This is a genomic window from Leisingera sp. ANG-M1, assembly GCF_000813745.1.
Lineage (GTDB): Bacteria > Pseudomonadota > Alphaproteobacteria > Rhodobacterales > Rhodobacteraceae > Leisingera.
Map to the genome: position 1 here is coordinate 111,569 of NZ_JWLC01000006.1, position 25,602 is coordinate 137,170.

At 64.4% G+C, this 25,602-nt stretch carries 27 protein-coding genes; 8 read left to right on the forward strand and 19 right to left on the reverse strand.

Annotated elements, in window-relative coordinates; genetic code table 11:
• Window positions 1-128: 128 nt before the first annotated feature.
• The 3 genes from RA19_RS04290 to soxR form a co-directional block, all read right to left on the reverse strand.
• Window positions 129-557 carry a DUF1493 family protein gene (locus RA19_RS04290; RefSeq protein ID WP_039159870.1) on the reverse strand — a complete coding sequence of 143 codons (429 nt, stop codon included), beginning with the start codon at window positions 555-557 and terminating at the stop codon, window positions 129-131.
• Entirely contained in the window at window positions 557-2,206 is a 1,650-nt protein-coding gene (locus tag RA19_RS04295; protein ID WP_039159872.1) for an electron transfer flavoprotein-ubiquinone oxidoreductase, read from the reverse strand. Before RA19_RS04295 ends, RA19_RS04290 begins: the two co-directional genes overlap by 1 nt.
• Window positions 2,207-2,366: 160 nt before the next feature.
• Window positions 2,367-2,846, reverse strand: coding sequence for a redox-sensitive transcriptional activator SoxR (gene soxR, locus RA19_RS04300; protein ID WP_039159874.1), 480 nt, complete (start codon window positions 2,844-2,846; stop codon window positions 2,367-2,369).
• Window positions 2,847-2,940: 94 nt separating this feature from the next.
• On the opposite strand from soxR, the gene RA19_RS04305 reads away from it, so the two are divergent.
• The 3 genes from RA19_RS04305 (at window position 2,941) to RA19_RS04315 (ending at window position 5,098) form a co-directional block, all read left to right on the forward strand.
• Window positions 2,941-3,321 (forward strand): VOC family protein, encoded by a 381-nt coding sequence (locus RA19_RS04305; RefSeq protein ID WP_039159877.1) that lies wholly within the window; start codon window positions 2,941-2,943, stop codon window positions 3,319-3,321.
• A gap of 244 nt (window positions 3,322-3,565) precedes the next feature.
• Window positions 3,566-4,036, forward strand: a complete 471-nt coding sequence (gene greA, locus RA19_RS04310; RefSeq protein WP_039159879.1) for a transcription elongation factor GreA — start codon at window positions 3,566-3,568, stop codon at window positions 4,034-4,036.
• Window positions 4,037-4,057: 21 nt separating this feature from the next.
• On the forward strand, window positions 4,058-5,098 hold the full coding sequence (locus tag RA19_RS04315) for a hypothetical protein (RefSeq protein ID WP_039159882.1): 1,041 nt from the start codon (window positions 4,058-4,060) through the stop codon (window positions 5,096-5,098).
• 150 nt (window positions 5,099-5,248) lie between these two features.
• Here the strand turns inward: RA19_RS04315 and RA19_RS04320 are convergent, their stop codons facing one another.
• From RA19_RS04320 to fdhD, 5 genes are read right to left on the reverse strand one after another with little or no spacing between them, the layout of a single operon-like run.
• On the reverse strand, window positions 5,249-7,381 hold the full coding sequence (locus RA19_RS04320; protein ID WP_039159885.1) for a molybdopterin-binding protein: 2,133 nt from the start codon (window positions 7,379-7,381) through the stop codon (window positions 5,249-5,251).
• A complete protein-coding gene (mobB, locus tag RA19_RS04325) occupies window positions 7,378-7,869 on the reverse strand; it encodes a molybdopterin-guanine dinucleotide biosynthesis protein B (protein ID WP_039159887.1) in 492 nt (163 codons plus the stop codon). Before mobB ends, RA19_RS04320 begins: the two co-directional genes overlap by 4 nt.
• Window positions 7,866-8,504, reverse strand: a complete 639-nt coding sequence (gene mobA, locus RA19_RS04330) for a molybdenum cofactor guanylyltransferase MobA (protein WP_039159890.1) — start codon at window positions 8,502-8,504, stop codon at window positions 7,866-7,868. The genes mobB and mobA overlap by 4 nt, the downstream gene beginning before the upstream one ends.
• Window positions 8,501-9,061 (reverse strand): hypothetical protein, encoded by a 561-nt coding sequence (locus RA19_RS04335; RefSeq protein WP_039159892.1) that lies wholly within the window; start codon window positions 9,059-9,061, stop codon window positions 8,501-8,503. Before RA19_RS04335 ends, mobA begins: the two co-directional genes overlap by 4 nt.
• Window positions 9,058-9,951 (reverse strand): formate dehydrogenase accessory sulfurtransferase FdhD, encoded by an 894-nt coding sequence (gene fdhD, locus RA19_RS04340; RefSeq protein WP_039159894.1) that lies wholly within the window; start codon window positions 9,949-9,951, stop codon window positions 9,058-9,060. The genes RA19_RS04335 and fdhD overlap by 4 nt, the downstream gene beginning before the upstream one ends.
• Before the next feature lie 56 nt (window positions 9,952-10,007).
• Between fdhD and RA19_RS04345 the strand changes: the two genes are divergently transcribed.
• Complete coding sequence (locus RA19_RS04345) at window positions 10,008-10,736, forward strand: AzlC family ABC transporter permease (RefSeq protein ID WP_039159897.1); 729 nt, start codon at window positions 10,008-10,010, stop codon at window positions 10,734-10,736.
• Window positions 10,733-11,062, forward strand: a complete 330-nt coding sequence (locus RA19_RS04350; RefSeq protein ID WP_039159898.1) for an AzlD domain-containing protein — start codon at window positions 10,733-10,735, stop codon at window positions 11,060-11,062. The genes RA19_RS04345 and RA19_RS04350 overlap by 4 nt, the downstream gene beginning before the upstream one ends.
• Window positions 11,063-11,272: 210 nt before the next feature.
• Here RA19_RS04350 and RA19_RS04355 read toward each other — a convergent pair whose 3' ends face one another.
• From RA19_RS04355 to RA19_RS04375, 5 genes are all read right to left on the reverse strand, one after another.
• Window positions 11,273-11,893: a hypothetical protein gene (locus RA19_RS04355; RefSeq protein ID WP_039160247.1), complete on the reverse strand. Its 621-nt coding sequence runs from the start codon at window positions 11,891-11,893 to the stop codon at window positions 11,273-11,275.
• A 31-nt stretch (window positions 11,894-11,924) separates the two neighbouring features.
• A complete protein-coding gene (locus RA19_RS04360) occupies window positions 11,925-12,059 on the reverse strand; it encodes an aa3-type cytochrome c oxidase subunit IV (RefSeq protein WP_039159901.1) in 135 nt (44 codons plus the stop codon).
• A 164-nt stretch (window positions 12,060-12,223) separates the two neighbouring features.
• The gene (locus tag RA19_RS04365; protein WP_039159902.1) at window positions 12,224-12,676 is read right to left on the reverse strand and encodes a DUF6173 family protein; all 453 of its coding nucleotides are present in this window, start codon (window positions 12,674-12,676) and stop codon (window positions 12,224-12,226) included.
• Between the two features lie 25 nt (window positions 12,677-12,701).
• Window positions 12,702-13,748: an MBL fold metallo-hydrolase gene (locus RA19_RS04370; RefSeq protein ID WP_039159903.1), complete on the reverse strand. Its 1,047-nt coding sequence runs from the start codon at window positions 13,746-13,748 to the stop codon at window positions 12,702-12,704.
• A gap of 4 nt (window positions 13,749-13,752) precedes the next feature.
• Window positions 13,753-15,456 carry an acyl-CoA dehydrogenase gene (locus tag RA19_RS04375; RefSeq protein WP_039159904.1) on the reverse strand — a complete coding sequence of 568 codons (1,704 nt, stop codon included), beginning with the start codon at window positions 15,454-15,456 and terminating at the stop codon, window positions 13,753-13,755.
• A gap of 141 nt (window positions 15,457-15,597) precedes the next feature.
• Between RA19_RS04375 and RA19_RS04380 the strand changes: the two genes are divergently transcribed.
• Entirely contained in the window at window positions 15,598-16,548 is a 951-nt protein-coding gene (locus tag RA19_RS04380) for an L-threonylcarbamoyladenylate synthase (RefSeq protein WP_039159905.1), read from the forward strand.
• Between the two features lie 311 nt (window positions 16,549-16,859).
• On the opposite strand, the gene RA19_RS04385 is transcribed toward RA19_RS04380, so the two are convergent.
• Window positions 16,860-17,417 carry a YqgE/AlgH family protein gene (locus RA19_RS04385; protein WP_039159907.1) on the reverse strand — a complete coding sequence of 186 codons (558 nt, stop codon included), beginning with the start codon at window positions 17,415-17,417 and terminating at the stop codon, window positions 16,860-16,862.
• Between the two features lie 190 nt (window positions 17,418-17,607).
• Between RA19_RS04385 and RA19_RS04390 the strand changes: the two genes are divergently transcribed.
• Window positions 17,608-18,429 carry a protein-disulfide reductase DsbD domain-containing protein gene (locus RA19_RS04390; protein ID WP_039160250.1) on the forward strand — a complete coding sequence of 274 codons (822 nt, stop codon included), beginning with the start codon at window positions 17,608-17,610 and terminating at the stop codon, window positions 18,427-18,429.
• Window positions 18,426-18,887, forward strand: a complete 462-nt coding sequence (locus RA19_RS04395) for an NUDIX hydrolase (protein ID WP_039159909.1) — start codon at window positions 18,426-18,428, stop codon at window positions 18,885-18,887. Before RA19_RS04390 ends, RA19_RS04395 begins: the two co-directional genes overlap by 4 nt.
• Here RA19_RS04395 and RA19_RS04400 read toward each other — a convergent pair.
• The 5 genes from RA19_RS04400 to RA19_RS04420 form a co-directional block, all read right to left on the reverse strand.
• Window positions 18,857-22,252, reverse strand: coding sequence for an efflux RND transporter permease subunit (locus RA19_RS04400; protein ID WP_039159911.1), 3,396 nt, complete (start codon window positions 22,250-22,252; stop codon window positions 18,857-18,859). The genes RA19_RS04395 and RA19_RS04400 overlap by 31 nt on opposite strands.
• A gap of 5 nt (window positions 22,253-22,257) precedes the next feature.
• Complete coding sequence (locus tag RA19_RS04405; RefSeq protein WP_039159913.1) at window positions 22,258-23,712, reverse strand: efflux RND transporter periplasmic adaptor subunit; 1,455 nt, start codon at window positions 23,710-23,712, stop codon at window positions 22,258-22,260.
• A gap of 126 nt (window positions 23,713-23,838) precedes the next feature.
• The gene (gene moaB / locus RA19_RS04410; protein WP_039159915.1) at window positions 23,839-24,381 is read right to left on the reverse strand and encodes a molybdenum cofactor biosynthesis protein B; all 543 of its coding nucleotides are present in this window, start codon (window positions 24,379-24,381) and stop codon (window positions 23,839-23,841) included.
• Window positions 24,381-25,001: a LysE family translocator gene (locus RA19_RS04415; protein ID WP_039159917.1), complete on the reverse strand. Its 621-nt coding sequence runs from the start codon at window positions 24,999-25,001 to the stop codon at window positions 24,381-24,383. The genes moaB and RA19_RS04415 overlap by 1 nt, the downstream gene beginning before the upstream one ends.
• Window positions 24,998-25,597 carry a metallophosphoesterase family protein gene (locus RA19_RS04420; RefSeq protein ID WP_039159919.1) on the reverse strand — a complete coding sequence of 200 codons (600 nt, stop codon included), beginning with the start codon at window positions 25,595-25,597 and terminating at the stop codon, window positions 24,998-25,000. The genes RA19_RS04415 and RA19_RS04420 overlap by 4 nt, the downstream gene beginning before the upstream one ends.
• Window positions 25,598-25,602 lie beyond the last annotated feature (5 nt).

Sequence of the window (25,602 nt, forward strand, 5' to 3'; positions counted from 1 at the left end):
TAGAAGCGTAGTCTCGCAGCGGTTAACGCGCAATGGCTGTTGGGTCACGCTGCCGTCAGTTTCCGAGCCTTGTGCCGCAAAAGCGCGCGGGTGTGAAGCCGTCCCCGCCGCTTTGCGCAAGGCTCTGCCTATTCGAAAGCAGCCCAAAACAATGCGAACACAATTGCGATAAGGACAAATGGCCAAACTGATAAGGTGTCGGCAAAAGGCAAGGTCTTGATTGTGTGCTCAGGATACTCATAGCTCCACCTGCCGGCCAGAACCGCTTTTTCGAGCAGTTCCAAGGTGATCGGCTGATAGGGGATTATCTTTCCGGAGACATCCAGCGGCAGAACGCGCCGCCTGCCGGGCGGCTCATCGGCGTTGTAGTGGGACTCCCAGAGGAAGCCGGAAAAATCTACGCCGTACCGTTCCGCAAAAGCGTCCAGGAATTCGTTAGCATCATCGCCTTCCAAGCCAAAGGCGCCGAGCAGGTCATCCTGCCCGGCGCCTTTTGATTTTCCACCAGAGAACTGCGCTGCAAAATCCAGGATTTCCTGTTGCAGCGCGGTCCCCATCACATGTTCGGGTAGTTCGGGCCGTCGCCGCCCTGCGGCGTGGTCCAGGTGATGTTCTGGGACGGGTCCTTGATGTCGCAGGTCTTGCAGTGGACGCAGTTCTGGAAGTTCACCACGAACTCAGGCTTGCCATCGTTTTCAACCACTTCGTAGACGCCTGCCGGGCAGTAGCGCTGCGCAGGCTCCGCGAACTTGGGCAGGTTGACCGAAATCGGGGTGTCCTGGTTGCCCAGCTGCAGGTGGCAGGGCTGGCTTTCCTCGTGGTTGGTCATCGCGAAGCTGACGTTGGTCAGGCGGTCAAACGACAGCACGCCATCGGGCTTCGGATAATCGATCGGCTTGTGCTTGGAAGCTTCCTCGGTCGATTCGGCGTCGTTCTTGCCGTGGCTCAGAGTGCCGAAGAAGGAGAAGCCCAGCAGGTTGTTGGTCCACATGTCCAGGCCGCCCAGCGCCAGGGAGGCGGTGAGGCCCCACTTGGACCACATCGGCTTGACGTTGCGGACCATCTTCAGGTCCTTGCCGATGGCGCCATTGCGCACTTCGGTTTCATAATCGGTCAGCTCGTCGCCGGAACGCTCGGCCTTGATCGCGTCATAGGCGGCTTCGGCCGCGGCCTTGCCCGACAGCATCGCGTTGTGGTTGCCCTTGATGCGCGGCACGTTGACCATGCCCGCGGAGCAGCCCAGCAGCGCCACGCCCGGTGCGACCAGTTTCGGCATCGACTGATAGCCGCCTTCGGTGATGGCGCGGGCACCATAGGCCACGCGCTTGCCGCCTTCCAGCAGCTGGGCAACCACCGGGTGGTGCTTGAAGCGCTGGAATTCCATGTAGGGGAACAGGTGCGGGTTCTTGTAGTTCAGGTGCACCACGAAGCCCACGTAGACCTGGTTGTTGTCCAGGTGGTAAATGAACGACCCGCCGCCCGCGTTGGAGCCCAGCGGCCAGCCCATGGTGTGGGTGACAGTGCCTTCCTTGTGCTTGGCCGGGTCGATCTCCCAGATCTCTTTCATGCCGACGCCGTATTTCTGCACGTCCTTGCCGGCCTGCAGGTCATACTTGGCGATGACTTCCTTGGCCAGCGAGCCGCGCACGCCTTCGGAGATGAAGACATATTTGCCGTGCAGCTCCATGCCGGGCTCATAGGCCGGGCCAGGGGTGCCGTCAGCGTTCTTGCCAAACTCGCCGGCTACCACGCCTTTGACTTCACCGTTGTCGCCGTAGACCAGTTCCGAGCACGCCATGCCCGGGAAGATCTCGATGCCCAGTTCCTCGGCCTGCTCTGCCATCCAGCGGCAGACGTTGCCCATGGAGACGATGTAGTTGCCGTGATTGTTCATCAGCGGCGGCATCGGGAAGTTGGGGATGCGGACGTGGCCGGCTTCGCCCAGCATCAGGAAGTTGTCTTCCTTAACCTCGACGTTCAGCGGCGCGCCTTTTTCCTTCCAGTCGGGGATCAGCGCGTTCAGGCCGCAAGGGTCCAGCACCGCGCCGGACAGGATGTGCGCGCCCACTTCCGAGCCTTTTTCCAGCACCACGACCTCAAGGTCGCTGTCCAGCTGCTTCAGGCGGATGGCCGCAGACAGACCAGCAGGGCCGGCCCCGACGATCACCACGTCGTATTCCATCGCTTCGCGTTCAATCTCGGCCATTTGCGGCGCTCCTTGGCTTTCTTTTCGCTACAGGCCCCACCGGGCGCAATTTTGTGTCGCGGCTGCTTAGCGTTTGCCAGCCCCGCAGGTCAATCCAAACTCGACGTTAGCCCCCTGTAAAACAGGGTTCTGAGACAAAAAGTGCGTCGGTTTTCGTCACTCAGTGTCCATTTTCCGCCGCAGCTGCTGTCTCGGGCCTGTCTCCCATCAGGTATCTGGGCCCCTGCCCCTTCTGTGCCGCGCGGTCTTCGGGGTTGTAAAGTTTGCAATTCGGAAGCGAAAGACAGCCGCATCCTATGCAGCCGTCCAGATTGTCGCGCAGCTTCACCAGAGTTTCGATTCGCTGATCCAGATGGGTGCGGAACCCTTCGGAGATTCGCGCCCAGTCCTCTTTGGTTGGCGTCCGGCCTCCGGGCAGGTCTTTCAGGAAACCGCGGATCTCGGGCAGCGAGAAGCCGAACTGCTGGGCAATCATGATGAAGCTCATCCGGCGGATGTCGGCACGGTGGAACCGCCGCTGGCCGCCTGCATTGCGCCAAGGTTCCACCAAGCCTTGCGCCTCGTAGTAGCGGATGGCGGACACGGCGAGGCCGGTGCGCTCGGCCAGATAGCCGATGGAAATCCCTGCGGAAGGGGGCATGCAAATCTCCTGCAGAAAACTCTTGAGCTCAAGTTAGGTTTAGAAATTACGGTGAGTCGCATCAACAGGTTTATCCGAGCAAAGGAGTATCCAAATGAGCGCGGTTTTAGAGCATGCAAACGTCACCGTGGCAGATCCCAACGCCACCGCGGCCTGGATGGGGAAAGTGTTTGGCTGGCACGTGCGCTGGGAAGGAGAAGCCAAGAACGGCGGCTACACGGTGCATGTCGGCGAAGAGAACAGCTACCTGGCGCTTTACACGCCCCGCACTCCTGCCGGAAAAGGGCCGGAGAGCTATGGCATCGTCGGCGGGCTGAACCATCTGGCAGTGATCGTCGAGGACCTGGACGCCACTGAGGCGGCTGTGAAGGCGGCTGGTTACACACCGATGAACCACGGCGACTATGAACCGGGGCGCCGGTTCTACTTCCACGATGAAAACGGCATCGAATACGAGGCGGTGCAATATGATTGATATCCTCTGGCAGGCGGCCCTGCCAGCCCTCCCCTCGCAAGGCATCTTTCCGCGCAAACCTGTGGAAAACCCGCCCAAATCGCCGCCTTGAGCGGATTTCACGGCGCCCGGGGTTCACGGCCACTTGAAATCGGGCGCCGGATTGGGTCAGGTATTTGTCAACCGGACCGGAGGCCCCGCGGCAGATGCTGCGGGGCTCCGGCTTTCCACATGACAAGAACAATAAGCGACCTGGACCAATCACATGGAAAAGATCCCGATGACCCCGGCCGGCCACGCCGCGCTGGAAGCTGAACTGAAGAACCTGAAATCCGTCGAGCGCCCGGCCATCATCCAGGCGATCGCCGAAGCCCGCGAGCTGGGCGACCTGTCGGAAAACGCCGAATACCACTCGGCCCGCGAAAAGCAGTCCTTCATCGAGGGCCGCATCAAGGAGCTGGAAGGCATCCTGTCGCTGGCTGACGTGATCGACCCGGCGAAACTGTCCGGCTCGATCAAGTTCGGCGCCAAGGTCACCGTGGTGGACGAGGACACCGACGAGGAGAAATCCTGGCAGATCGTCGGCGAGCATGAGGCCAATATCGAAGCGGGCCTCTTGAACATCAAATCGCCGATCGCCCGTGCCTTGATCGGCAAGGAGGAAGGCGACAGTGTGGAAGTGCGCACCCCCGGCGGCGAGCGCGGCTACGAGATCCTCAAGATCGTCTATTCCTGATCAGCAAGGCAGCGGGCATTTATGACAGGCTCCAGCACAGGCTCCAGCAGTTCCCCGGGTTCCAAAGCACCGGGCAGCCGCCCGCTGCCCCGGCTTGACGGCCCCGGCAGCAACGGCCTGGGCGGCGCCGAGCTGCTGGCCATCGGGCTGGGCGCCCTGTGGCTGCTGGCCGCGGCGGGCCTCTATCTCTTTGGTCCGGAAGACGGCGGCCTGTCGCAATGGACTGATGTGATCACCGGCGTGCTGGCCCTGGTGCTGCCCCTGGCGATGCTGTGGGTAGCGGCCTCCGCCGCGCGCTCTGCCCGGGTGATGCGCGAGGAAAGCGAACAGCTGCAAGCCGCCATCGACGGGCTGCGGCAGACCTATCTGACCCAAGCGCAGCAGCATGCGGCGGTGGCGGAGCCTTCGGTGACAAAACGGCTGGAGGAAATCGCCGAGGCTACCCGCAAGACCGAAACCGCGCTGGCCACCTTCCAAACCAGCCGCCGCGATACGCCCGCACGCCCGGCAATTCCGGCAGCCGCCGCCGAAATGACCGCTGCCGAGCAGGGCTCGCTTGCGCTTGGCACTGACGCTGCTGATACCGCCCCGCCGCTGGCTGCCGAACAGTTCATCCGGGCGATGAACTTCCCTGAAACCGCCGAGGATCACGAGGGATTTGCCGCCCTGCGCGCGGCGCTGCAGGACCGCAAGGCCGCACAGGTGATTCAGGCGGCGCAGGATGTGCTGACGCTGCTCAGCCAAGACGGCATCTACATGGACGACCTCCGCCCGGACATGGCGCGGCCGGAGATCTGGCGGCAGTTCGGCCAGGGCGCCCGTGGCCGGGCTGTGGCGGCACTGGGCGGCGTGCGCGACCGCACCTCGCTGGCGCTGACCGCGGCGCGGATGAAACAGGATCCGATTTTCCGCGATGCGGCGCATCATTTCCTGCGCCGCTTCGACCAGATGTTTGCGGACTTCGAGACAGAGGCCACCGACAGCGAAATTTCCGCTCTCAGCGACACCCGCACCGCCCGCGCCTTCATGCTGCTGGGCCGGGTAGCAGGAACCTTCGACTGAAGGTGCGGCCCCTTGGGCCGCTGCCTGCGGCGCGGGTATTTAGGACCAGAAAGAAGCAGGAACGGTGCCGCGCCGGGCGCCAGCGCGGCGCTATGCCCAACGGCGGGCAAGCATCTTTGATGCGCCAGGCCGCGGGCGGGAGCGCTTTGTTTACATGGCGAAACTGCCGTAAGGGATAAAGCGCACCGGATCGCCGGGTTTGACATGAGCGGCGCCGTCGCCAAGCTCCACCAGGCCTTCGGCCCAGCTGAGACCGCTGATGCGGCCGGAGCCTTCGGATTTGAAGACCTCCGCCTTGCCGTCCCGCACCCGGGCACGCAGGTATTCGCGGCGGCCCGGTTTTTTGCGCTTCTCGAAGGCGGCGGGCACGTCAAATCCCTGCGGCTGCTGCCAGCCTGCGCCTGCCATCAGCCCCATCGCCGGGCGTGCAAAGATCAGTGTGCAGACCAGCGCCGCCACCGGGTTGCCCGGCAGCCCGAAAACCGGGGCGCCCTGCCACATCCCCAGCGCCAGCGGGCGGCCGGGCTTCAGGGCAATGCGCCATTCCTGCATTGCGCCCGCTTCGCGCAAGAGTGCCGACATGTGATCTTCATCGCCAGCCGATGCACCGCCTGAGGTCAGGATCACATCCGTTTCCGCCGCTGCCGCATCCAGCCGGGCCCGCAAAGCGCTTCGGTCATCCGCGGCCTTGCCCAGATCTACAGGCACAAACCCCAACTGGCGGATCAGCGCCAGCAGCATCGGGCGGTTGGCGTCAAAAATCTGCCCCTTGCCCGCAGGTTCCCCCGCCTCCACCAGCTCATCCCCGGTGGACAGCACCCCGACCCGCAGCGGCAGGCGGACGGTCAGCTCTGCTAGTCCCACCGCGGAGGCCAGCGCCAGATCAGCTGGTGTAACCACCCGGCCGGCAGCCAGGATAACGTCCTCAGCCGCAACGTCCTCGCCAGCCTCGCGGGTGTTCGCCCCCTGTTTCAGCGGGCCATTGAACGCGATTTGGGCGGCATCGGTGTTCACATCCTCTTCCAGGATCACCGTATCGACGCCGTCCGGCAGCGCCGCTCCGGTCAGAACACGGATGGCGCTGCCCCCAGGCACGCCCCCGTCAAAGGGCACACCGGCTGCCGCCCGGCCCTCCACCAGCGGCAGCACATGGGAGCCCTCCGGCTTGCCGCCGGCAAAGCCATAGCCGTCCACCGCCGTATTCGGCAGCGGCGGATTGGAACGCTTGGCTACGGCATCCTCTGCCAGTACCCGGCCAAGCGCCTCTGCCAGCGGCACGGTGTGAGCACCGGTGACAGGGCCAAGCCTGTCCCGCAGCAGCGCCAGCGCGTCATCCACCGGGGTCCAGTCCACTCCGACCGGCAAGGCAAAGCAATCGTTGCTGAGCGGCGGCGGCGCCAGCCGGCCGCCTTCATCAGAAGCCAGCGCGTTCAAACGGTCTTCATATCCGGTGCCCAATATCCAAGCCTCCTCTTGCGCGTCTTCCGGTGCTGCATCCAGCATTGCGGCCAGTTCCACCGCCGGCAAGCGGCTGAGCGCCTGCGACAGCAGCCGCATTTGCACCCGGTCACGGATTTCCTCCGGGCCTGCGACAGCCATGGCGGCCTTTACCGCCGACTCAATCAATCCTGGCCAGACTTCTGCAAACACTATTTGCGCAGCCGCAACCTTCTGGAACGGCCAGACCGCGGCCTGGTGCCGGAGCCGCAACCGCTGCAGCACAGGAAGCCCCATCAGGACCTGGCTGCCGACCGTCGGGTTGAAAAACAATTGAAAACAGGAAGACGCCGCCTTGGCCGCAAGATCCGCACAGCGCCGCTCGCTCACCGCGTCATAGGTGACCCCGGTTTTGCGGTAAGGGATGTCCGGCCAGTTCTGCTCATCCGGCTTGCCCCAGAACGGGCCAGGACCGGCAAACAGGCGGTTCATTTCGGAGGCGATCTCAAACCGGTTGTTGCTGCCGTCCTCAGTGTCTTCAATGCGCTCTTCCAGCCATTGCCAAAGCGCAAAGGGATCGTCCGAGCCAGTCACGCGGCGGGCAAACCCGCGCGGATAGCCGAAAGGGAAATCAAACACCGCCAGCACCCGCCGGCCTGCGGCCTGTTCAGCCGCAAGGAAACCATCGATCCAGGCTTCCGCTTCCTGGCGGCTGCGGCAATAGATTTGCTGTTCCGCGCATCCGTTCCGGGCTAGGCCCAGCCAGATTGCGTCCTTGCTTGGCCGCTGCGGTTTGCGCTTGGCGGCGGACCAGTCGACGGCCAGCACGGAGTCAAAGCGGGTCACAGGCCCAGTTCCGCCTGGATGAAATCCGCAATTGCCTTTGTGTCATTGAGGTCAAACACCGGGCGGTCCAGATGCAAAGGCACATCGCTGGCGACGGCGCGGATGGAGGGATCCTCCGGCGCGATCAGCGGCTGGCCTGCGGCGGTTCTGTAGGCTTCGATCTTGGGGTGGACTTCGCGTTTGAAGCCCTCGACCAGCACCAAATCCACCGGGCGCAGGCGCGAGAGCAGCTCGGTGAAGGAGGGCTCCCCTGCTCCGCGCAGCTCTTGCATAATGGCGACGCGGTTGGGGGAGGCCAGCACCACCTCGGAGGCGCCGGCCTGGCGGTGGCGGTAGCTGTCGGTGCCGGGCTGGTCGACGTCCGTTGCGTGGTGCGCGTGTTTCAGGGTCGAGACCGTCAGCCCGCGGGCGCAGAACTCGGCCACCAGCCGCTCCATCAGCCCGGTCTTGCCATTGTTCTTCCAGCCGGTGACGCCGTAGATCTTCATTTGAGCAGCGCCTCGGCCTTGGCCAGATCATCCGGCGTGTTGATGTTGAAGAAGGGGTCGAACGGCTCTGCCTCGAACAGCGCCTCGCGGCCGCCGTGCTGGTCGGTCCAGAGCACCACCTTGCGCAAGCCGTCCTCCAGCGCTGTACGCAGGTCATCGCGCAGAGCAACGGGCCAGAGGCCAAAGGCCGGGTGCCGGTTGATGCGCTTGCCGCCGCCGGATTTCAGCGCTTCGTCACCGGTGCGCGGGGTGGTGGCCAGCACCATCGGATGATCCATGCCACCCGCTGCGGCCGTCAGCCGGGCCGCCAGATCCTGCGGGAAGAAGGGGGTGTCGGCGGCGGCGGTGACGATGGTTTCCGCGCCCAGCTCTGCCGCCCAGTCGAGGCCTGCCAGAACCCCTGCCAGCGGGCCTGCAAAGCCTTCGATTGAGTCGGCAATGACCGGCAGGCCCAGATCAGCGAACCGCTCCGGGTCTCCATTGGCGTTGAGCGCAAGCCCTGCGACCTGTGGCGACAGCCGGTCCACGACACGGGACAGCAGGCTCTGGCCGCCTATCTGCAGCCGCCCCTTGTCGCCGCCGCCCATCCGAGTGGCAAGGCCGCCTGCGAGGATTACGCCGAGGGGCTGGGTCATTGTGTTCTCTTGTCCTCTTGCTGGCGGTACCAATCAATGATTTGTGCTCGGACTACCGCTGGTTCGCCAATCGGTTCAAACATTCGATCCGAAAAAACAAATCCAAGGTGGGCAAAACCGAAGACTAACATTTCACCTTTTTCCCGAGGGGCATCGAGTTTGGCCCAGCTCGAAAAATATTTCCATTCCGGTGAATGCAGCTCGATCCCTTCAGCCGACACCTTCGCCTTGAGATTGGAATCCTGCAGCTTCTTATGAAAGACCTTCACTGGCCGGTAGGAAAGCGCCGCCAGGGTAAGCAACACAGCAAGTCCCACGATCAACACCAAACCATAATAGGCAAGCGGAGCATCAGATATGGCAACATTCAACCGCTTAAAGGTGTTCATCGCGACAATCAGTCCAACAACAAGTCCAGTCAAACCGAAGAACAGGCTTTTGACTGCAACCGCCAACTGCCAAGGACCGCTGTACAAATTCTTGAAGACTAACCTGCCGCCAGACTTCAGCTCCTTGAGCGTTGGCTTGTAATCAAACTCATAATTCAAATTGCTCATCCCGCACTCTTCCGACTGTGCTTCTTTTCCTCAACCGGCGCGTCTTTCGGATCCATGTCCCGCACCAGCCGTTCCTCGCCCGCGAGGCAGATGAACCGCTGGCCGCGCATGCGGCCGATGAGGGTGAGGCCAACCTCGCGGGCGATCTCGACGCCCCAGGCAGTGAAGCCGGAGCGCGAGGCCAGCACCGGGATGCCCATCATCGCAGTCTTGATCACCATCTCCGAGGTCAGGCGACCGGTGGTATACAGGATCTTGTCCGCGGCCTCTGCCTGCTCTGACAGCATCCAGCCGGCGATCTTATCCACCGCGTTGTGGCGGCCGACGTCCTCCATATAGACCAGCGGGCGGTCCTGATGGCAGAGCACGGTGCCGTGGATGGCGCCGGCCTCAAGGTAGAGCGACGGCGTGCGGTTGATTTTATGCGCCAGCGCGTAAAGCCAGGAGGTTTTCACCTCCACTGCGGGCAGGCGCACGTCCTCCAGCCCCTCCATCATGTCGCCAAAGACGGTGCCCACGGCACAGCCTGAGGTGCGGGTTTTCTTCTTCAGCTTCTCTTCGTGGCTGGTTTCCACCGCAGTGCGCACCACCACGGTTTCCAGGTCCTCGTCATAGTCGACGCGGGTCACCTCATCCTCGTCCCGCAGCATGCCCTGGTTGCGCAGAAACCCAAGCGCCAGGTATTCCGGGTAGTCGCCGATGGTCATCGCGGTGACAATTTCCTGGCTGTTCAGGAAGATGGTCAGCGGGCGTTCTTCGACCACCGCGATCTCGCTGGCCGCGCCGTTCTGGTCGACACCGGTGACGGCGCGGGTCAGCCGCGGGTCGGACACGCCGGGGGCGATCAGATATTTCGCCCCGTCACTTTTGCTGTCATCCGTTCGGGCCAATTGCAAACCTCCAGTTTCAGGCGTAGGCCGGTTCAAACACAATCTAGGGTGCCCGCATGGCAATCACCACCACCAAATCGGCCTTTTGGAAGGGCTTCCGCGACAGCGCGCCGTTCATTTTCATGGCCTCGCCCTTTGGCTTCCTGTTCGGGGTGCTGGCGGCCGAAGCCGGGCTGATCGTGCCCGAGGCTTTTGCCTTCTCGTTGGCGGTCTTTGCCGGCGCCGCCCAGTTCACCGCGCTGCAGCTGATGCAGGAGAACGCGCCGCTGATCATCATCCTGATCTCGGCGCTGGCGGTGAACCTGCGGATGGCGATGTATTCCGCCTCGCTGACGCCCTATCTGGGCGATGCGCCGATGTGGCAGCGGGCGATTGCCGCCTATTTCATGGTGGACCAGTCCTATGCGCTGTCGATCGTGCAGTTCGAGAATGAGCCCAAGATGCCGGCGGCCCACCGGATGGCCTATTTCTTTGGCACCAATGGCATCGTGGCGCCTGCCTGGGTGATTGCGACCGCCCTGGGCGCGCTGGTCGGCACCCGAATCCCTGAAAGCTGGGGCGTGGATTTTGTGCTGCCTTTGGCGTTTCTGGCCATGATAGGCCCGATGCTGCGCACGCCTGCCCATATCGCCGCCTGTTTTGTGGCGGTGGCAACCTCGCTGCCCGCTTCAATGCTGCCCTACAATCTCGGCCTGATCGTGGCAGGCATTGCCGGCATGATGGCCGGCGCCCAGGCCGAGCTGTGGCTGGAACGGCAAAGGGCCAAGACGGAGGCCGCGAAATGAGCAGCATCCCAACCCCAATCCTGTGGACCGTGATCCTGGGCCTTGCCCTTGGCAGCTACGCCCTGCGCTTTGCCTTCATCGGCTTCATGGGCGGCAAGCCCATCGCGCCCTGGCTGATGCGGCACCTGCGCTATACCGCGGTCGCGATCATCCCGGCGCTGGTGGCGCCGCTGGTGGTCTGGCCTGCGCCCACCGATGGCAGTCCCAGCCTGATCCACTTCGCCGCTGCGGCTGCAACCTTTGCTGTCGGTTACCTCACCAAGAACGTGCTCTACGGCCTCGCCGCCGGCGGCGCCTCGCTGCTGCTCTTGTACCTCGCGGCCTAAGCGCTCGCTGCCGGGTCAAGGGACGCGCTAGCGTCCGCGCCTGAAGGCGCGGCTTGCCCTTGAGGCGGCAGGGAGTGCGGTACAATGGGCTACGGCCTTGAGGGCAGACCTGCCCCTCAAGGCCTTCTCAGCAAATCACTTGGCCATGCGCAGCATGGCCCGCGCCGGGCAGGCGACGGCCCGGCGCCACCGGGCTGCTTTTAACAGGGGTTACTCTTCGGCAGCGCTCAGGGCCGCATCGCTGCGGGCCAGCCCGTCCTGCAGGTCGGCGCTGTCGTTCTCGTAATAGCGGTCGGTCACCACACCGGGCAGCTGGCCGAACTGTTCCGCCAACTTTTCCGGGTAGAAGGTGCGGTCGATGTTCTCAAAGCCCGGGATCTGCTGCAGAATGCCGGTGGTCGCCTGGGCGCAGAACGCACCGGGCACCCGGCCGTTGTTTACCACCAGCTGATAGGCTTTTTCAGCCTGCTCCGGCGTCACCTCGACCTGCTGCACGATCACGTGGAAGGTGCTGCGCGCATGCGCTCCGCGATAGGCTTTCTCAACCGCAGGCGTGATGCCGTAGAGCACATCGTTGCGCTCGGGCACAACCGAGGCATAGAACGAGCCCGCCGGGTCGAAGATCACCCGTTCCGAAGCGTTCACCATCAGCGAGGCGTGGCCGCCGCGTCCGCTGCGGTTGTTGATCATGGTGTAAAGGGTAAGCGTGGCGGGGCCGGGCTGGCGGTAGGCCACCCGTGCCAGAGTGTCAGCATCCGCATTGGGCTGCTGAGGCGCTGCGCAACCCGCCAGGGCGAGCATCACCGCGCCAAGGCACAGCAGGTTGCGCATCATCATGTTTCCCGAAAGTTCAGGCGGAAGATCAGGAGGCGAAAACCGCCAGGAAGAGCGCAAAGAAGACCAGCGCAATGCAGGAGCGGGTGATGAAGGTCAGAAAGCCTGCATAGACCTTTTCCTGAACGGTGATGTCCATGGTGCCGTGCTGATGTTCAGCCATGTGCGTGTTCCCTCGAATTCACGTGCATTTTTCCGGTGATTACCGGATTTGCCCTGCACTGTCACCACGTCAATAAAGCGCATAGAGGTAAAAATTGCCTGCCGTTCCCGCCTTTCCCGGCCGGAACGGCAGATTTTACGGGCGCCGGCCCGAATCGTCCGGCGTCACTCCTGCTCCAGGTCCGAGGCCAGGCGGAAGCCAATGCGGTTGGCCGGCTCTTCCTGGCGCGCTTTGGGCACGGCCCGCAGCATCACGCTCAGCTGGCTTACGTGCTGCACCAGCTGGGTCTTGGAGCCGTTGCCCTCGCTGCCGTAGAAGGTGAGGATATCCGGATCGTAATACCCCATCCCCTCGATCCGCAGCACCCCGGCGTCGCCGCCGGTGAAACCCATCGCCACTTCGTGCTCGCCGTCGAGCTGCTGTTCGAAGTTCTGGATGTAAAGGATCAGCCGCTCATAGGCCCAGCGCGCCGGGCTTTTGGCGGCGTCCTGCCGCTGCAGTTTTTCCGGCACCTTAGTGAGCCCGGCGCAGGCCTCGGGATCGGCGTGGACCTCATGCACACACGGCAGGATTGCTGCTTCCGCCGCCTCCGCGCTGGTTGAAATCTCGTTGTCCATGCTTCCCCCTTTAGTCCGGGGTGCATTACCCCTTGCGCTGATAAAGCCAGGCGCCGTCTTCGCGTTTCCAGCGGTCCACCTGGCCGGTGTGGTACAGATGATTTACATGGGCCACGGATTCGACCAGTGCAAGCCCGTACTCCCCTTCCCCGATTGTGCGCTTGAACAGGGGGGCAAAGCAATCCGCTGCGGTTTTCGGCTCAGACAGATGATCCATCAGCCGCTCCAGCGCGCCGTGGTGGTTGTCGATCAGCTGCCGCATCCTGAGCGGCAGGCGGGAGAACGGCAGCTTGTGGCCGCCAAGCGCGAGGTGGTCGGGCCGCGCCAGAGTTGAGAGCCGCTCGCAGGCCTCCAGCCATTCGCCTAAGGGATCCGCCATCGGCTCAGTCGCGTAAACGCCGATGTTGGGGCTGATCGAGGACAGGATCTGATCGCCGGTGATCACCAGATGGTCGTCGCGGCTCCAGAAGGTGGCATGCTCGGGCGCGTGGCCGTTGCCGATGTGGACGTCCCAGTCGCGCCCGCCCATGCGGATCACATCATTTTGCTTGATGCGGGTAAAGCCCAGCGGCATCGGGTGCACGGTGTCGGCAAAGTTGAAGGGCCGGTCGGCGGCGCGTTTTTCGTAAAACGCCTTGTCCATGCCTGCGCTGCGGTAATAGGCCAGCGTTTCCTCGGGCCAGGTTTCCTGCACGTCCAGCGTCAGCATCCGGGCAAACAGCCAGGCGGTGCGGGTAGTGACCAGCTCGGCGCCGTGTTCGGACTGAAACCAGCCCGCCAGGCCAATGTGGTCCGGGTGGTGATGAGTGCCGACAACGCGTTTGACCGGCTTGCCCTTCAAGGGACCTGCCATCAAGCTTTCCCAGATCGCCCGGCTCTTGCGGGTGTTGAAACCTGTGTCGATCACCGTCCAGCCGTCGCCGTCATCCAGTGCGTAGATGTTGACGTGGTCGAGCTTCATCGGCAGCGGCTGGCGCATCCAGAGGACGCCTTCGGCCACCTCGATGGCTTCGCCTTGCGCGGGCGGCTCTTCCCAAGGGGTGCGCAAGCTGACTTCGGGGACACTGGTCATCGCTTCACCCCGCCAGTTCGTCGAGGCTGAGGGCAAAGGTGCCGGCCGCACCTGCCTGGGCGTGGGCCAGCAGGGCGGCATGTTCCGGCAGCATCCGGGTGATGTAGAAACGGGCCAGCTTTTCACGCGGGCCGCCCTGATCCGCCATGGCTGCGGCCAGATGATAGTGGCCGCCCAGCACCCGGGCAAAGGCGCGCAGGTAGGGAACCGAGCCGGCAAAGCGGTCCTGCAGGTCTTCCTGCGCCACCAGCCATTCGGTGGCTTCGCGCAGGGATTCGCAGGCCTGCCAGACGGTTTCGGCCATATTGGGATGGCTGGAACGGGCGCGCTCGGCTTGCTCCTCGATCTCGTCGATCAGGGAGAACGCCATGTCGCCGCCGTCCATCATCTTGCGTGCCACCAGGTCCATAGACTGAATGCCGTTGGTGCCCTCGTAGATCGCGGTGACGCGCACGTCGCGATAGTACTGCGCAGCGCCGGATTCCTCGATGAAGCCCATGCCGCCATGCACCTGCACCCCGGTCTCTGACACGCGGATGCCGGTGTCGGTGCCAAAGGCCTTGGCAATCGGTGTCAGGAAGGCCGCGCGGGCGGCGCATTCGGCGTCGCCGGTTGCGGTCTGCATGTCGATGGCGCGGGCGCAGGACAACAGGATCGCACGGGAGGCAAAGATATCCGCCTTCATCTCCATCAGCATCCGGCGCACGTCGGCGTGGTCGGCGATAAAACCGCTGGCGGTACGCCCCTGCTTGCGCTCCAGCGCATAGGCCAGGGCGTGCTGATAGGCGCCCTCGGCCACACCGACGCCCTCGCCGCCGACACCGAGGCGGGCGTTGTTCATCATAGTGAACATGGCGGCCATGCCGCCGTGCTCGGGGCCCACAAGCCAGCCGGTGGCGCCATCGAACTGCATCACGCAGGTGGGCGAGCCGTGCAGGCCCATCTTGTGCTCCAGGCTCACCACCTTCAGATCATTTGCCTTGCCCGGGTTTCCGTCCGCATCCGGCAGGTATTTCGGCACCAGGAACAGCGAGATCCCCTTGGTGCCCGGCACCCCGTCCGGCAGCCGCGCCAGCACCAGATGGCAGACATTGCCGCAGAAATCATTGTCGCCCCAGGAGATAAAGATCTTCTGCCCCGAAACCGCGTAGGTGCCATCGCCATTGGGCACCGCCTTGGAATTCAGAGCACCCACATCCGAGCCTGCCTGCGGCTCGGTCAGGTTCATGGTGCCGGACCACTCGCCGGAAATCAGCTTCGGCAGGTAAAGCGCCTTGAGTGCGTCCGAGGCATGATGCTCCAGCGCTTCGATCTGGCCCTGGCTCAGCAGCGGCGCCAATTGCAGCGACAGGCAGGCGCCGGCCATCATCTCGTAGACCGCAGTGGCAACAGTTTGCGGCAGCCCCATACCGCCATGTTCTTCCGACGCGCTGATGCCCACCCAGCCGCCCTCGGAAATGGCCTGGTAGCCCTCGGCAAATCCGGGCGAGGTCCGCAGCACGCCGTTTTCAAGATGCGCCGGGTGCAGATCGCCGTTGCGCTGCAAGGGCGCCATCACCTCATCGCACAGCTTGCCCGCCTCATTGAGGATCGCGCTGACCATGTCGGTTGAGGCCTCGGCAAAGCGCTCCGTCTCCGGTATGGCCTCATAGCCAATCACATGGTTCATCAGAAACTCATACTCGGAAACGGGGGCACGGAAGGTCATGGGCGTCCTCTGGCGGTCTTTAAGGGGCGTCCTGGCGCGGGCAGTCTTGGCTTCCCGGCACGGGCCTATTATGGTCAGTGGCTTGACCGATTACCTAATCGGGCGCCCATTGCAATCAACCAAAACGCCGCGTCACCCGGAATGCCCCAGAACCGCACCGAAATTCTTGCCGCAACGGAAGCGGGAATTGCCCGCGCGGCCCTGTTGCTGCGGGAAGGCAAACTGGTCTCCTTCCCGACCGAAACCGTCTATGGCCTGGGTGCTGATGCCCGCCAGGGCGAAGCGGTTGCGGCGATCTATGAGGCCAAGGGGCGGCCTTCGTTCAACCCGCTGATTGCGCATGTGCATTCTGCCGAGGCAGCGCAACGCTATGTGCAGTGGAACGATGTTGCGGAGCAACTGGCGCAGGCGTTCTGGCCCGGTCCGATGACCTTGGTCCTGCCGCTGCGCGAGGGGCACGGTATCTCGCCGCTGGTGACGGCTGGCCTGCAGACGCTGGGCGTTCGGGTGCCTGCGCATCCAGCAGGCCAGGCACTGCTGCAGGCGCTGGACGGCCCGGTTGCCGCACCTTCCGCCAACCCTTCCGGCAGGATCAGCCCCACCACGGCGGCGCATGTGAAGGCTGGCCTCGATGGCCGCATCGCAGTCATTCTCGATGACGGTGCCTGCGGTGTCGGGCTGGAGTCGACCATCATCGGCCTGGCCGGCCCGGAGCCAATGCTGCTGCGCCCCGGAGGGCTGGCGGCAGAAGAGGTGGAAACGGTTCTGGGACGGAAACTGGCTATGCGCGACGTGCACGATCCACTGACTGCGCCGGGGCAATTATTGTCGCATTATGCGCCGGGCGCGCCGGTGCGGCTGAATGCGGAGTCTGCAGCAGCCGGTGAACTGTACCTCGGCTTCGGCCCTGGCGCTTGCGACCTGAACCTCTCGGAACGCGGTGACCTGGCCGAGGCCGCCGCCAATCTTTTCGGCCACCTCCACCAGCTGGATGCATTGGGCCGCCCCATCGCAGTTGCCCCGGTCCCGCAGCATGGGCTGGGAGAAGCCATCAACGACCGCCTCTGCCGCGCTGCGGCACCGCGGGAATAAACCGCCCGGAACTGCAACGGGAGCGCTCCCGCCCCTTTGCCCCCATCAAAGATGGGTGCCAAAGCGTTGGGTATAGCGCCGCGCACGCGCGGCGTGCCTCCGGCAGGGGGTATTTGGAACCAGAAAGAAGATCAGGGCATGGTAACGGGGCCGCTTCAGCGGCAGGAGCATAATTCAATCTGATTTCAGAGCGGCCCGCGCCGCGCTTGCGCGGCGCCACGCCCAACCTTTTTCCGGTCATCTTTGATGATTGGAACAAAGGGCGGGAGCCCGCCTCTGTCCCGGGCGCAACAACCTCCAGGGAGCGCCGTTCAGGCGTGGCCCGCGCTGGCCGAAAGCGTCAGCGGATCGACGCCAAGCGTGTTCAGCGCCGCGCCCCATTTGCTGTCATCGGCCAAACCGAACACCAGCTCCGGACTGGCATCCGCTGTCAGCCAGCCATTCATCGCGATCTCTGATTCCAGCTGGCCCGGCCCCCAACCGGCATAGCCCAGAAGCACCAGCAGGTCCTCGGGTCCCTGACCCTCGGCGATGTCCTCAAGAATATCCAGCGTCGCGGTCATCGAGAACCCGCCCGGCACTTTCAGCGAACTTACGTCCGATTCGTAGTCCGGCGTGTGCAGCACAAATCCGCGCTGGGTCTCAACCGGCCCGCCAAAGCGCACCGGCAGCGCGGCCGCGGCGCTGCCCTCGCCGCCCATGTCCAGCTGCTCCAGCAGATCGCCCAGCACCACCCCGTCGGCGGGCTTGTTGACGATCAGCCCCATCGCGCCTTCTTCCCCGTGCGAGCACAGGAAAACCACCGAGTGCTCAAACCTAGGGTCGCCAATTCCGGGCATTGCAATCAAGAGCTTGCCAGTCAGATCCATGTAATTCCGTCTTTCTGCTGCCTCCCCCCACCATGACGCCCTGCCGGGCCTCACGCAAGGGGCGCAAAAGGCGCGGCCGGTAAAGCCTTCGGCAAAATTGCCGCAAACTCAGGATGATGAGCGGCGGTTTCCCGGACAATGACCGGAACGTGACTTGGCAAAACCGGTTTTGCGGCGCATGTATCAAGGCATGAAACAGAGGTTGAACACCGCAGCGGCAGCAGCCGCAGTCTTGCTTGCTGGCGCCGCAGGCTCGCCCGCGCTTTCCGGCGCTGTGGATGGCGAGATTGCGCAGATCCAAGTGCTGGACGGCGGCATGACCAAGCGCGGCACCTACCTGGGGGCGCTGAAGGTCACGCTGCAGCCGGGCTGGAAAACCTATTGGCGCGCGCCGGGCGATGCCGGCATCCCGCCGAGCTTTTCCTGGCGCGGCGCCCGCAATGTCGGTGAATTGTCGATCACCTGGCCATCGCCGGAAGTGTTCCTGACCTCCGGCTACCGCACCATCGGTTATCACGATCAGCTGGTGCTGCCGGTGGAGATCACTCCGGAAAAGCCAGGCAAGCCGGTGCGCCTGAAGGGGCGGATGCAACTGGGAGTTTGCAAAGACGTCTGTGTGCCTGCCGAGCTGAACTTTGATCATCAGCTGGACAGCAGTGCAAGCCGCAACCCGGCGATTGCCGCAGCATTGGCCAGCCGCCCCTGGTCGGCCAGGGAGGCCGGCGTGCGCAAAGCATCCTGCAGCCTGCGGCCCACGGAATACGGCATGAAAGTCACCGCCCGTATCTCGATGCCCTCTGCCGGCGGCGAGGAAGTGGCGGTGATCGAACCCGGCACGCCGAATCTTTTTGCCGGTGAAACCAGCACCCGGCGTGAGGGCGGGCTGCTGGTGGCCGAGACCGAATTCCTGCCCGCAGACAGCAATGCCTACGCCATTGATCGTTCGCAGCTGCGGATCACGGTGCTAGGCAAAAACCACGCAGTCGACATCCAGGGCTGCAGCGCCGGATGAGCATGACAGACGTTCCGCCGCGCCCGGTGCTGGGAACGATTGCCGTGGTCTGCCGCCATCATGGCGGCCAGGATCAGGTGATCCTGGTGCAGCGCGGCAAGGAGCCCAATGCAGGCTGGTGGGGCTTTCCCGGCGGCCATGTGGAAATGGGCGAGACTGCTTTGCAAGCTGCGGCCCGTGAGCTGCTGGAGGAAACCGGCGTCGCTGCCAGGCCGCTGGAGTATCTCACCAACGTGGATGTGATCTCGCGGGACGTCTCTGGCCAAGTGAAACGCCAGTACCTGCTAACTGTGGTTCTTTGCGAACACATCAGCGGCGCACCGGTTCCGGATGATGATGCGGAACAAGCCGAATGGATCGCGATTTCCGAAATTGAAACCCGCGGCCTGCAATTGCTGGACCAGGTCGCGGAGGTTGCACGGCTGGCTCAGGCCCGCTGGCGTGAACTGAACCGGTAAGCCACGCCCCCTGCCAAATAGGCCAGCAGTGCCAGCACCAGGGCGCCGCCGATACAGGCCAGCAGCCCTGCCCGCACCGGCTCCATCGCTGCCAGCGCCGGCAGCATCCCCAGCAACGGATGCAGGGCGCCTGTGGCCATCGCCCAGCCCAGCGTCAGCACCAGCCAGCCCAGCTGCATTATCCCTGCACCCAGCACCAGCCAGCGCAACCCGCCCGCTCCGCGCCGCACCGCCCGGCGCAAGGATGTCATCGGGCGCGACAGGTCCCGCTGCATCGCCACAAGCGCAGGCACCACCAGAAGTACCAGGAACATGCCAAAGCCCAGGCCATAGACCAGGGTGATCACCGTGGGTTTCAGGAACTGCGCCTGCTGCGAGCGTTCAAACAGCAAGGGCGCCAGCCCCAGCACCGTGGTCATCGTGGTCAGCATCACAGGCCGCAGCCGGTCGGCCGCTGCGTCTATGATCGAGGGGATCAGCCCGCGGTCTTCGGCATACTGGTCAATCGTGGTCACCAGCACGATGGAATCGTTGATGATGATCCCGGTCATCCCCAGCAGGCCGACCACGGTGAACATCGACAGCGGCACCTCCCACATATAATGGCCCCAGATGGTGCCGACGAGGCCAAAGGGGATGATCGCCATCACCACCAGCGGCCGGGTCCAGCTGGCAAAGATCCAGGACAGCACAAGGTAGATGCCAGTCAGGCACAGGATCAGCCCGGTGCCTGCCTCCTGCAGGAAGGTCTGCTCCTGCTCGGCCAGGCCGGACAGGCGCCATTCCACCTGCCGTTCGCTGGCGATCTTGGGCAGGATCTCCTCCTGCAGCGCCTGCATCACCGCCTCGGCGCGGGCCGGATCGTCTTCGGAGATGTCGCCGGTCACGCTGATCACGCGGATGCCGTTTTCGCGGCGCACGGTGGAGAAGCCTGTGCGCTGGGTGACCGAGACGATATCGGCCAGCGGCACGTAGATGCCGCTGGGCGCCCGCATCAGGGTGCGCTCCAGGAAATCAGCGGTCAATTCGCCTTCGGGCAGCTCCACCCGGATCGTGGCGCTGCGCGGCCCGTCCGGGTAGGTGGCGGCCTCGATCCCGTTGAGCCGCGCCCGGAGCGCCTGGCCAAGGCTGCCGATGGTGAAGTTCAGCGCCTGGCCCTGCGGGGTGAGGTCCAGGATCACCTCCTCCTTGTCATAGGCCAGATTGTCCTCGACTGCAGAGACCTCAGGGAAACGCAGCAAGGCGGTTTTCAGGTCTTCGGAGGCATCTTTCAGCACCTGCACGCTGGGACCCGAGAACTGCACATCCAGCGCGTCGCCGCCCGGCCCCGAGCGCCAGCTGCGGAAGGAGATCGTCTCGACCATCGGATGGCGCGCGACTGTTTCCTGCAGCTCGGCGACAAAGGCAAAGCTGGAATAAGGGCGCAGATCGGCGTCGATCAGCTCAATCGAGATGCCGCCCAGGAGATCGGTGTCCTTGGCATCCACGCCGCTCAGGCCGCGGCCGGCATTCCCGCCCACCTCGGCCATCACAAAGGCCAGCGGGTTGTCGCCATACCGGCTGGCGTATTCCGCGCCCAGAGCTTCGGTAGCGCGCTGCATTTCCCGCATCATCGCCAGGGTGTCAGCGCGGGTGGCGCCTTCGGCCATGGCAAAGTTGCCGGTGACCGAGCCGCGCTCCGGCGCGTTGAAGAAGCGCCATTTGACGTCGCCGTTGATAAACAGCGCCGCCTGGCTGGCCAGGATCACCAAGGCACCCGCAAGCACTGCATAGCGGGCAGTTACAATGAGGCCCATCAAGGGGCGGAAGGCATGGTCGCGCAGCCAGCGGAAGCCGCGGTTCACCATCCGGTTCGGCCAGTCGTACCAATGCCGCGCCTGGGCATGGGTCAGCGCATGGGCCAGGTGGTTGGGCAGGATCAGGAAGCACTCCACCAGCGAGGCCGCCAGCACCGCAATCACGGTAAAGGGTATGTCTCGTATCAGCTCGCCAAAGCGGCCGCCCACCAGCACCAGGCCAAAGAAGGCAATAATCGTGGTGATGGTGGCGGCAAAGACCGGCATCGCCATGCGCCGGGCGGCGTTCTCCGCCGCCTGCACCGGGTTTTCGCCCAGCCTGCGCGCCCGGAAATCGGCGTGCTCGCCCACCACGATGGCGTCATCCACCACAATGCCGAGGGTGATGATCAGGCCGAACAGGCTCACCATATTGAGGGTAATCCCGGCCGCATACATCAGCGCCACGGCTGCAAACATCGAGGCGGGGATGCCCATCGCCACCCAGAAAGCGATGCGGGTATTGAGGAACAGAAACAACAGGCACAGCACCAGGCCCAGACCCATCAAGCCGTTGTCGATCAGGATATCCAAACGGTCGGTGATGCGCTCGGCGCGGGTGCGGATCAGCTGCGCCGTCACCCCTTGCGGCAGGCTCGACTGCATCTCTTCGACCACCTCTTGCACCTGCCCCTGCAAGCGGATGGCATTGCCCTGGTCCGACCGGTCGACCCGGATCGACATCGCCGGGTTGTCATCGACAAAATACGAGCGGTTGCGGTCGACGCCCTCAACCCGGATCCGGGCCACATCGGCAATGGTCAGCACCGAGCCGTCGGCATTGGTGCGCAGGACGATGGCCTCCAGCTCATCCGGCTTGCGCTTTTCGCGGCCGGTGCGGACCCGGGCATTGGCACCGGTCACATCGCCGGCCGGGTCGGCGTCAACCTCGGCGGCGATGGCCTCGGCGATCTCGCGCATGGTGATGCCATGGGTGATCAGCTGGGCGGTGGGCACCTCGACAATAGTCTCCGGCGCTGCCACGCCGCGGATGGTGGTGCGGGTGACCCCGGCTTCGAACAGCCGGGCGACCAGTTCGTCAGCAAAAAGACCCAGCTGCGCGGGCGCCACCGGGCCGGTGATCACCACATCGGTCACCCGGTCGCGCCAGGCGCCGCGGCGCACCTCGGGCTCCTCCGCCTCTTCAGGCAGGGTGGTAATGCCGTCCACCGCGGCCTGCACATCGTCGGTGGCCTGCCCCATGTCCGAGCCGGGCTCGAACTCCATTGTCAGCGTCGCCCGCCCTTCACGGGAATTCGAGCTGGTCTCCTCCACCCCGTCCACCGCCAGCAGTGCGGGCTCCAGCACCTGCACGATGGCGCTGTCCACATCTTCGGGGCCTGCCCCCTCCCATTCGACGGTGACGGTGACGCGCTCGACAATCACATCCGGGAAGAACTGCGCCCGCATGTTGGGCATCGCCGCCGCGCCCAGCACCAGCATGATCACCAAGAGCAGGTTTGCAGCGGTGCGGTGGCGGGTGAAATAGCTGAACAGCCCGCGGGCCGGCCGTGGGAGCCTGCGCACCATGGGCCTCAGCCTCCCATCCGGGTTTCAATCCGGGAGACCAGCTGCGCCGGCACCTTGGCCTCTGCCAGCTGCTGCAGCATTTTTGCCTTCATCTCCGACGGCATCCGGCTGTTGCCCTCGACCAGGGCCATCAGCTGGGCGCGGCGTTCGTCGCTCAGTTCGATCAGCTCCGGCAGCGCCTGCACTTCGGCGCCCCGGCGCAGCGGCCGCACCTTGATGCCCGCGCCCAAAAGCGGCGTGCGGCCGGTGACCACTTCGCGGCCCTCCAGCCCGGCGCCGCGGATCAGAACCTCATCGCCCTGGCGCCGCACCAGCTCGACGGTCAGCGCCTCCAGCCGGTCTTCCGCGCCCAGCACCAGCACCGAGCCGTCCGCGCCCAGTGCCGAAGCCGGCACCCGGGCCACGGCGGCCACTTCCGGCTCGGTCACTTTGACCGTGACGAAATCGCCGGGCTCGAACCCCGGCGCTGTCTCCAGCCTTGCGTAGACCAGCCGTCCGGTCTGGCCATCGCCCGCCGCGCCGCTGGCGCGTGAAATCTGCCCGGCAGCGCTGAGCCCCGCCCCGGCGGCGTCCAGGTTCACCCGGACCGGCGCCCGCAACAGGCGGCCTTCGCCATCCAGTAGACGGGCGTATTGCGCAGTCGAGACCCGGAAGGCGGCCTCCAGCAACTGCGGATCCACCAGATCCGCCAGTTTCTCATTGGCCGAGACCAGCCGCCCCTGCACCAGCGTCACCGCTTGCAGGGTGCCGTCAAAGCCTGCCTTGATGGTGGTGTCATCCAAGTCGCGGCGCGCCTCGTCCAAGGCAATCTGCGCCCGCGCCACCCGTGTGGCGGACTGATCAGCGCGCGCCTCGGCCTGACTGACGGCCTGGCGGCGCGAGATCACTGTCTGGCGCCCCTGCACCGCAGCCAGTTCTGCGGTTTCCACGGCGGCTGCGGTGCCGACCCCGCGTTCTTGAAGATCCACTTGGCGCTGGAAAGCGCGTTCGCGCAACTGGGCCTGATCCTGGGTTGCCTGCAGTTCATCCTGCGCCAGGATCAGTGCCCGGCCCGCATCGCGCTCCTCGGCGCGGGCATCCATCATGTCGGCCTCGGCCCGGTCCAGCGCCGCCTGGGCATCCGCCGGGTCGATTTGCACCAGCACTTCGCCCGCGCGCACCGCGCCGCCTTCCTCGAAATCCTCGGACAGCTGCACCACGCGGCCGCCAATGGCGGTGCGCAGCTCCAGCGTGCGGCGGCTTTCGACCCGGCCAAATGCGGTTAGTTCCGGTGCCACTGTCTGCAGCTCGGCCACCACCACATTGACAGCAAACACCCGTTCGCGCACCGGCGGTGCCTTGCGTTCGGCATTGAGCTGCGCTTCGATTGCGCCAAACACCAGCTGCCCGGCATAGAGCAGCAACCCCGCGGTCACCGCCGCAAGAAACAGCCCGATCATACTCTGACGCAAAAAGCGCATGTCTCTCCCTTCCGGTGGCGGATGCTGCCGGGGCCGCTGATGGCCTGCCAAAGCGCAAGTGCCTTGTGCCCGCTTGGAAATATACGATTTTCCGCGCGGGTTTTCGAGGTTGCACGCTGCGGAAGGTTACTTCCGTCGCAGATGCTCCTCCAATCTGGGCATGATTTCCACGAAATTGCAGGGGCGGTGCCGGTAATCAAGCTGTTTTGACAGGATTTCATCCCAGCCGTCCTTGCAAGCACCGGGGCTGCCGGGCAGCGCAAACAAATAGGTGCCGCCCGCAACCCCGCCGGTTGCCCGCGACTGCACCGCACTGGTGCCGATCTTTTGCATCGAGACGATAGTGAAGACGGTGCCGAAGGCCTCGATCTCCTTTTCATAAACGTCGCGGTGCGCCTCCACCGTCACATCCCGCCCGGTCAGCCCGGTGCCACCGGTGGAAATCACCACATCCACCTTGGAGTCGGCAACCCAGGCCCGCAGCTGTGCCGCGATTTCGGCCCGCTCATCCGGAATGATCTTTCGGTCGGCCAGGGTATGGCCCGCCTCCCGCAATCGGTCGACCAGCACTTGGCCCGAGCGGTCGTCCTCCATCTTGCGGCTGTCCGACACGGTCAGCACCGCAATGCGGACGGGGATAAATTCCATGCTTTCGTCGATCCGGGACATCAGGCCCTCTCCATGACTGCCAGCCGCACGGCCAGCCCTGCGAAAATTCCGGCCGAGACCCGGCCCAGCCAGCGCGCAAACACCGGCGAGCCGGTCAGCCGCTGCCCGGCCTGGCCGGCGAAGACGCCCACCAGCCCGTTGATGAAAAAGCCACCCACCGCCAGGATCAGCCCGAAAACCAGAAACTGGGCCAGAACCGGCCCGGCCTCCGGCTTCACAAACTGCGGCACAAAGGCCAGCACAAACAGGATCACCTTGGGATTGGCGAGGTTCACGAGCAGCCCGCTGCGGAACGCGCTGGCCCCGCGCCGTTCAGGCAGGTCATCCGATGCCAGCCCGCCGCGCAGGGCGCCCCAGGCGAGATAGAGCAGGTAGGCAACGCCGATCCAGCGGATCACGTCAAACAGCGCAGGCACGGCCGAAACCACCGCACCCAGCCCCAGCCCCGCCAGCGCCACATGCACCATGCTGCCCGCTGAGATCCCGGCGCTGGCCGCCACTGCGGCCCCGCGCCCTGAACGCAGCCCCTGGCCAAGACAGAACATCATGTCCGCTCCCGGAGTCAGGTTCAGTGCCAGCGCCGCCGGAATGAAGGCCAGCAGTGTTACCGCGTCGATCATGGATTCACCTCAAACCAGCTCACCGTCGGGCCAAGATTGGCCACTTGCGTTTGTCCTATGCTGCCGCGAAAGCCCCAGCAATCATGCACATGACCGCACAACAGAAGCTGTGGCTGGATCCGCTCCGCCGTTGCCAAGACCGCGGTTGAGCCTACGGACACGCCGCCCGAAGTCACATCCCCCAGCCCCTTGGGCGGCGAATGGGAAATCAGGATGTCGGCGTCGTTGCAGGCCGCGAGCATTCTTTCTGCCTGCGCCTCACTCAGATCGCAGGACCAGCTGCCAAAGGGGGTTTGCGGCACGCCGTACCCAAGACCGAAGAGGCGCAGCCCTTCGAATTCGGCGCCATCCCCATGCAGCACAGTTGTATTGGGAAACCCGGCGGCACGCAGCTCATCCGCGCTCTCGCCGTTGCCGGGCACCGCCGCCATCGGCGCTTGCAGCCCTGCCAGCATCGCGGCCGCACGGTCCAGGCCACGCCGCATATTGCAAAAATCACCCGCACCGATCACCAGATCGGCCTCAGCGCTGGCCGCAACGATCTCTGCCGCATGGGCACTGGAAAGATGCAGATCGGAAAAGGCGAGGATTTTCACACAGG

Excerpts from the sequence above, each read along its gene's own strand:
- RA19_RS04375 (WP_039159904.1), bottom strand. The coding sequence starts at position 15,456 with ATGACCTTCCGTGCCCCCGTTTCCGAGTATGAGTTTCTGATGAACCAT.
- mobB (WP_039159887.1), bottom strand. The coding sequence starts at position 7,869 with ATGAAGATCTACGGCGTCACCGGCTGGAAGAACAATGGCAAGACCGGG.
- RA19_RS04390 (WP_039160250.1), top strand. The coding sequence starts at position 17,608 with ATGAAACAGAGGTTGAACACCGCAGCGGCAGCAGCCGCAGTCTTGCTT.
- RA19_RS04400 (WP_039159911.1), bottom strand. The coding sequence starts at position 22,252 with ATGGTGCGCAGGCTCCCACGGCCGGCCCGCGGGCTGTTCAGCTATTTC.
- RA19_RS04305 (WP_039159877.1), top strand. The coding sequence starts at position 2,941 with ATGAGCGCGGTTTTAGAGCATGCAAACGTCACCGTGGCAGATCCCAAC.
- RA19_RS04315 (WP_039159882.1), top strand. The coding sequence starts at position 4,058 with ATGACAGGCTCCAGCACAGGCTCCAGCAGTTCCCCGGGTTCCAAAGCA.
- RA19_RS04380 (WP_039159905.1), top strand. The coding sequence starts at position 15,598 with ATGCCCCAGAACCGCACCGAAATTCTTGCCGCAACGGAAGCGGGAATT.
- RA19_RS04395 (WP_039159909.1), top strand. The coding sequence starts at position 18,426 with ATGAGCATGACAGACGTTCCGCCGCGCCCGGTGCTGGGAACGATTGCC.
- RA19_RS04360 (WP_039159901.1), bottom strand. The coding sequence starts at position 12,059 with ATGGCTGAACATCAGCACGGCACCATGGACATCACCGTTCAGGAAAAG.
- RA19_RS04295 (WP_039159872.1), bottom strand. The coding sequence starts at position 2,206 with ATGGCCGAGATTGAACGCGAAGCGATGGAATACGACGTGGTGATCGTC.
- mobA (WP_039159890.1), bottom strand. The coding sequence starts at position 8,504 with ATGACCCAGCCCCTCGGCGTAATCCTCGCAGGCGGCCTTGCCACTCGG.
- moaB (WP_039159915.1), bottom strand. The coding sequence starts at position 24,381 with ATGTCCCGGATCGACGAAAGCATGGAATTTATCCCCGTCCGCATTGCG.
- RA19_RS04335 (WP_039159892.1), bottom strand. The coding sequence starts at position 9,061 with ATGAGCAATTTGAATTATGAGTTTGATTACAAGCCAACGCTCAAGGAG.
- RA19_RS04415 (WP_039159917.1), bottom strand. The coding sequence starts at position 25,001 with ATGATCGACGCGGTAACACTGCTGGCCTTCATTCCGGCGGCGCTGGCA.
- RA19_RS04365 (WP_039159902.1), bottom strand. The coding sequence starts at position 12,676 with ATGGACAACGAGATTTCAACCAGCGCGGAGGCGGCGGAAGCAGCAATC.
- RA19_RS04350 (WP_039159898.1), top strand. The coding sequence starts at position 10,733 with ATGAGCAGCATCCCAACCCCAATCCTGTGGACCGTGATCCTGGGCCTT.
- soxR (WP_039159874.1), bottom strand. The coding sequence starts at position 2,846 with ATGCCCCCTTCCGCAGGGATTTCCATCGGCTATCTGGCCGAGCGCACC.
- RA19_RS04345 (WP_039159897.1), top strand. The coding sequence starts at position 10,008 with ATGGCAATCACCACCACCAAATCGGCCTTTTGGAAGGGCTTCCGCGAC.
- RA19_RS04290 (WP_039159870.1), bottom strand. The coding sequence starts at position 557 with ATGGGGACCGCGCTGCAACAGGAAATCCTGGATTTTGCAGCGCAGTTC.
- greA (WP_039159879.1), top strand. The coding sequence starts at position 3,566 with ATGGAAAAGATCCCGATGACCCCGGCCGGCCACGCCGCGCTGGAAGCT.
- RA19_RS04405 (WP_039159913.1), bottom strand. The coding sequence starts at position 23,712 with ATGCGCTTTTTGCGTCAGAGTATGATCGGGCTGTTTCTTGCGGCGGTG.
- RA19_RS04370 (WP_039159903.1), bottom strand. The coding sequence starts at position 13,748 with ATGACCAGTGTCCCCGAAGTCAGCTTGCGCACCCCTTGGGAAGAGCCG.
- RA19_RS04355 (WP_039160247.1), bottom strand. The coding sequence starts at position 11,893 with ATGCGCAACCTGCTGTGCCTTGGCGCGGTGATGCTCGCCCTGGCGGGT.
- RA19_RS04385 (WP_039159907.1), bottom strand. The coding sequence starts at position 17,417 with ATGGATCTGACTGGCAAGCTCTTGATTGCAATGCCCGGAATTGGCGAC.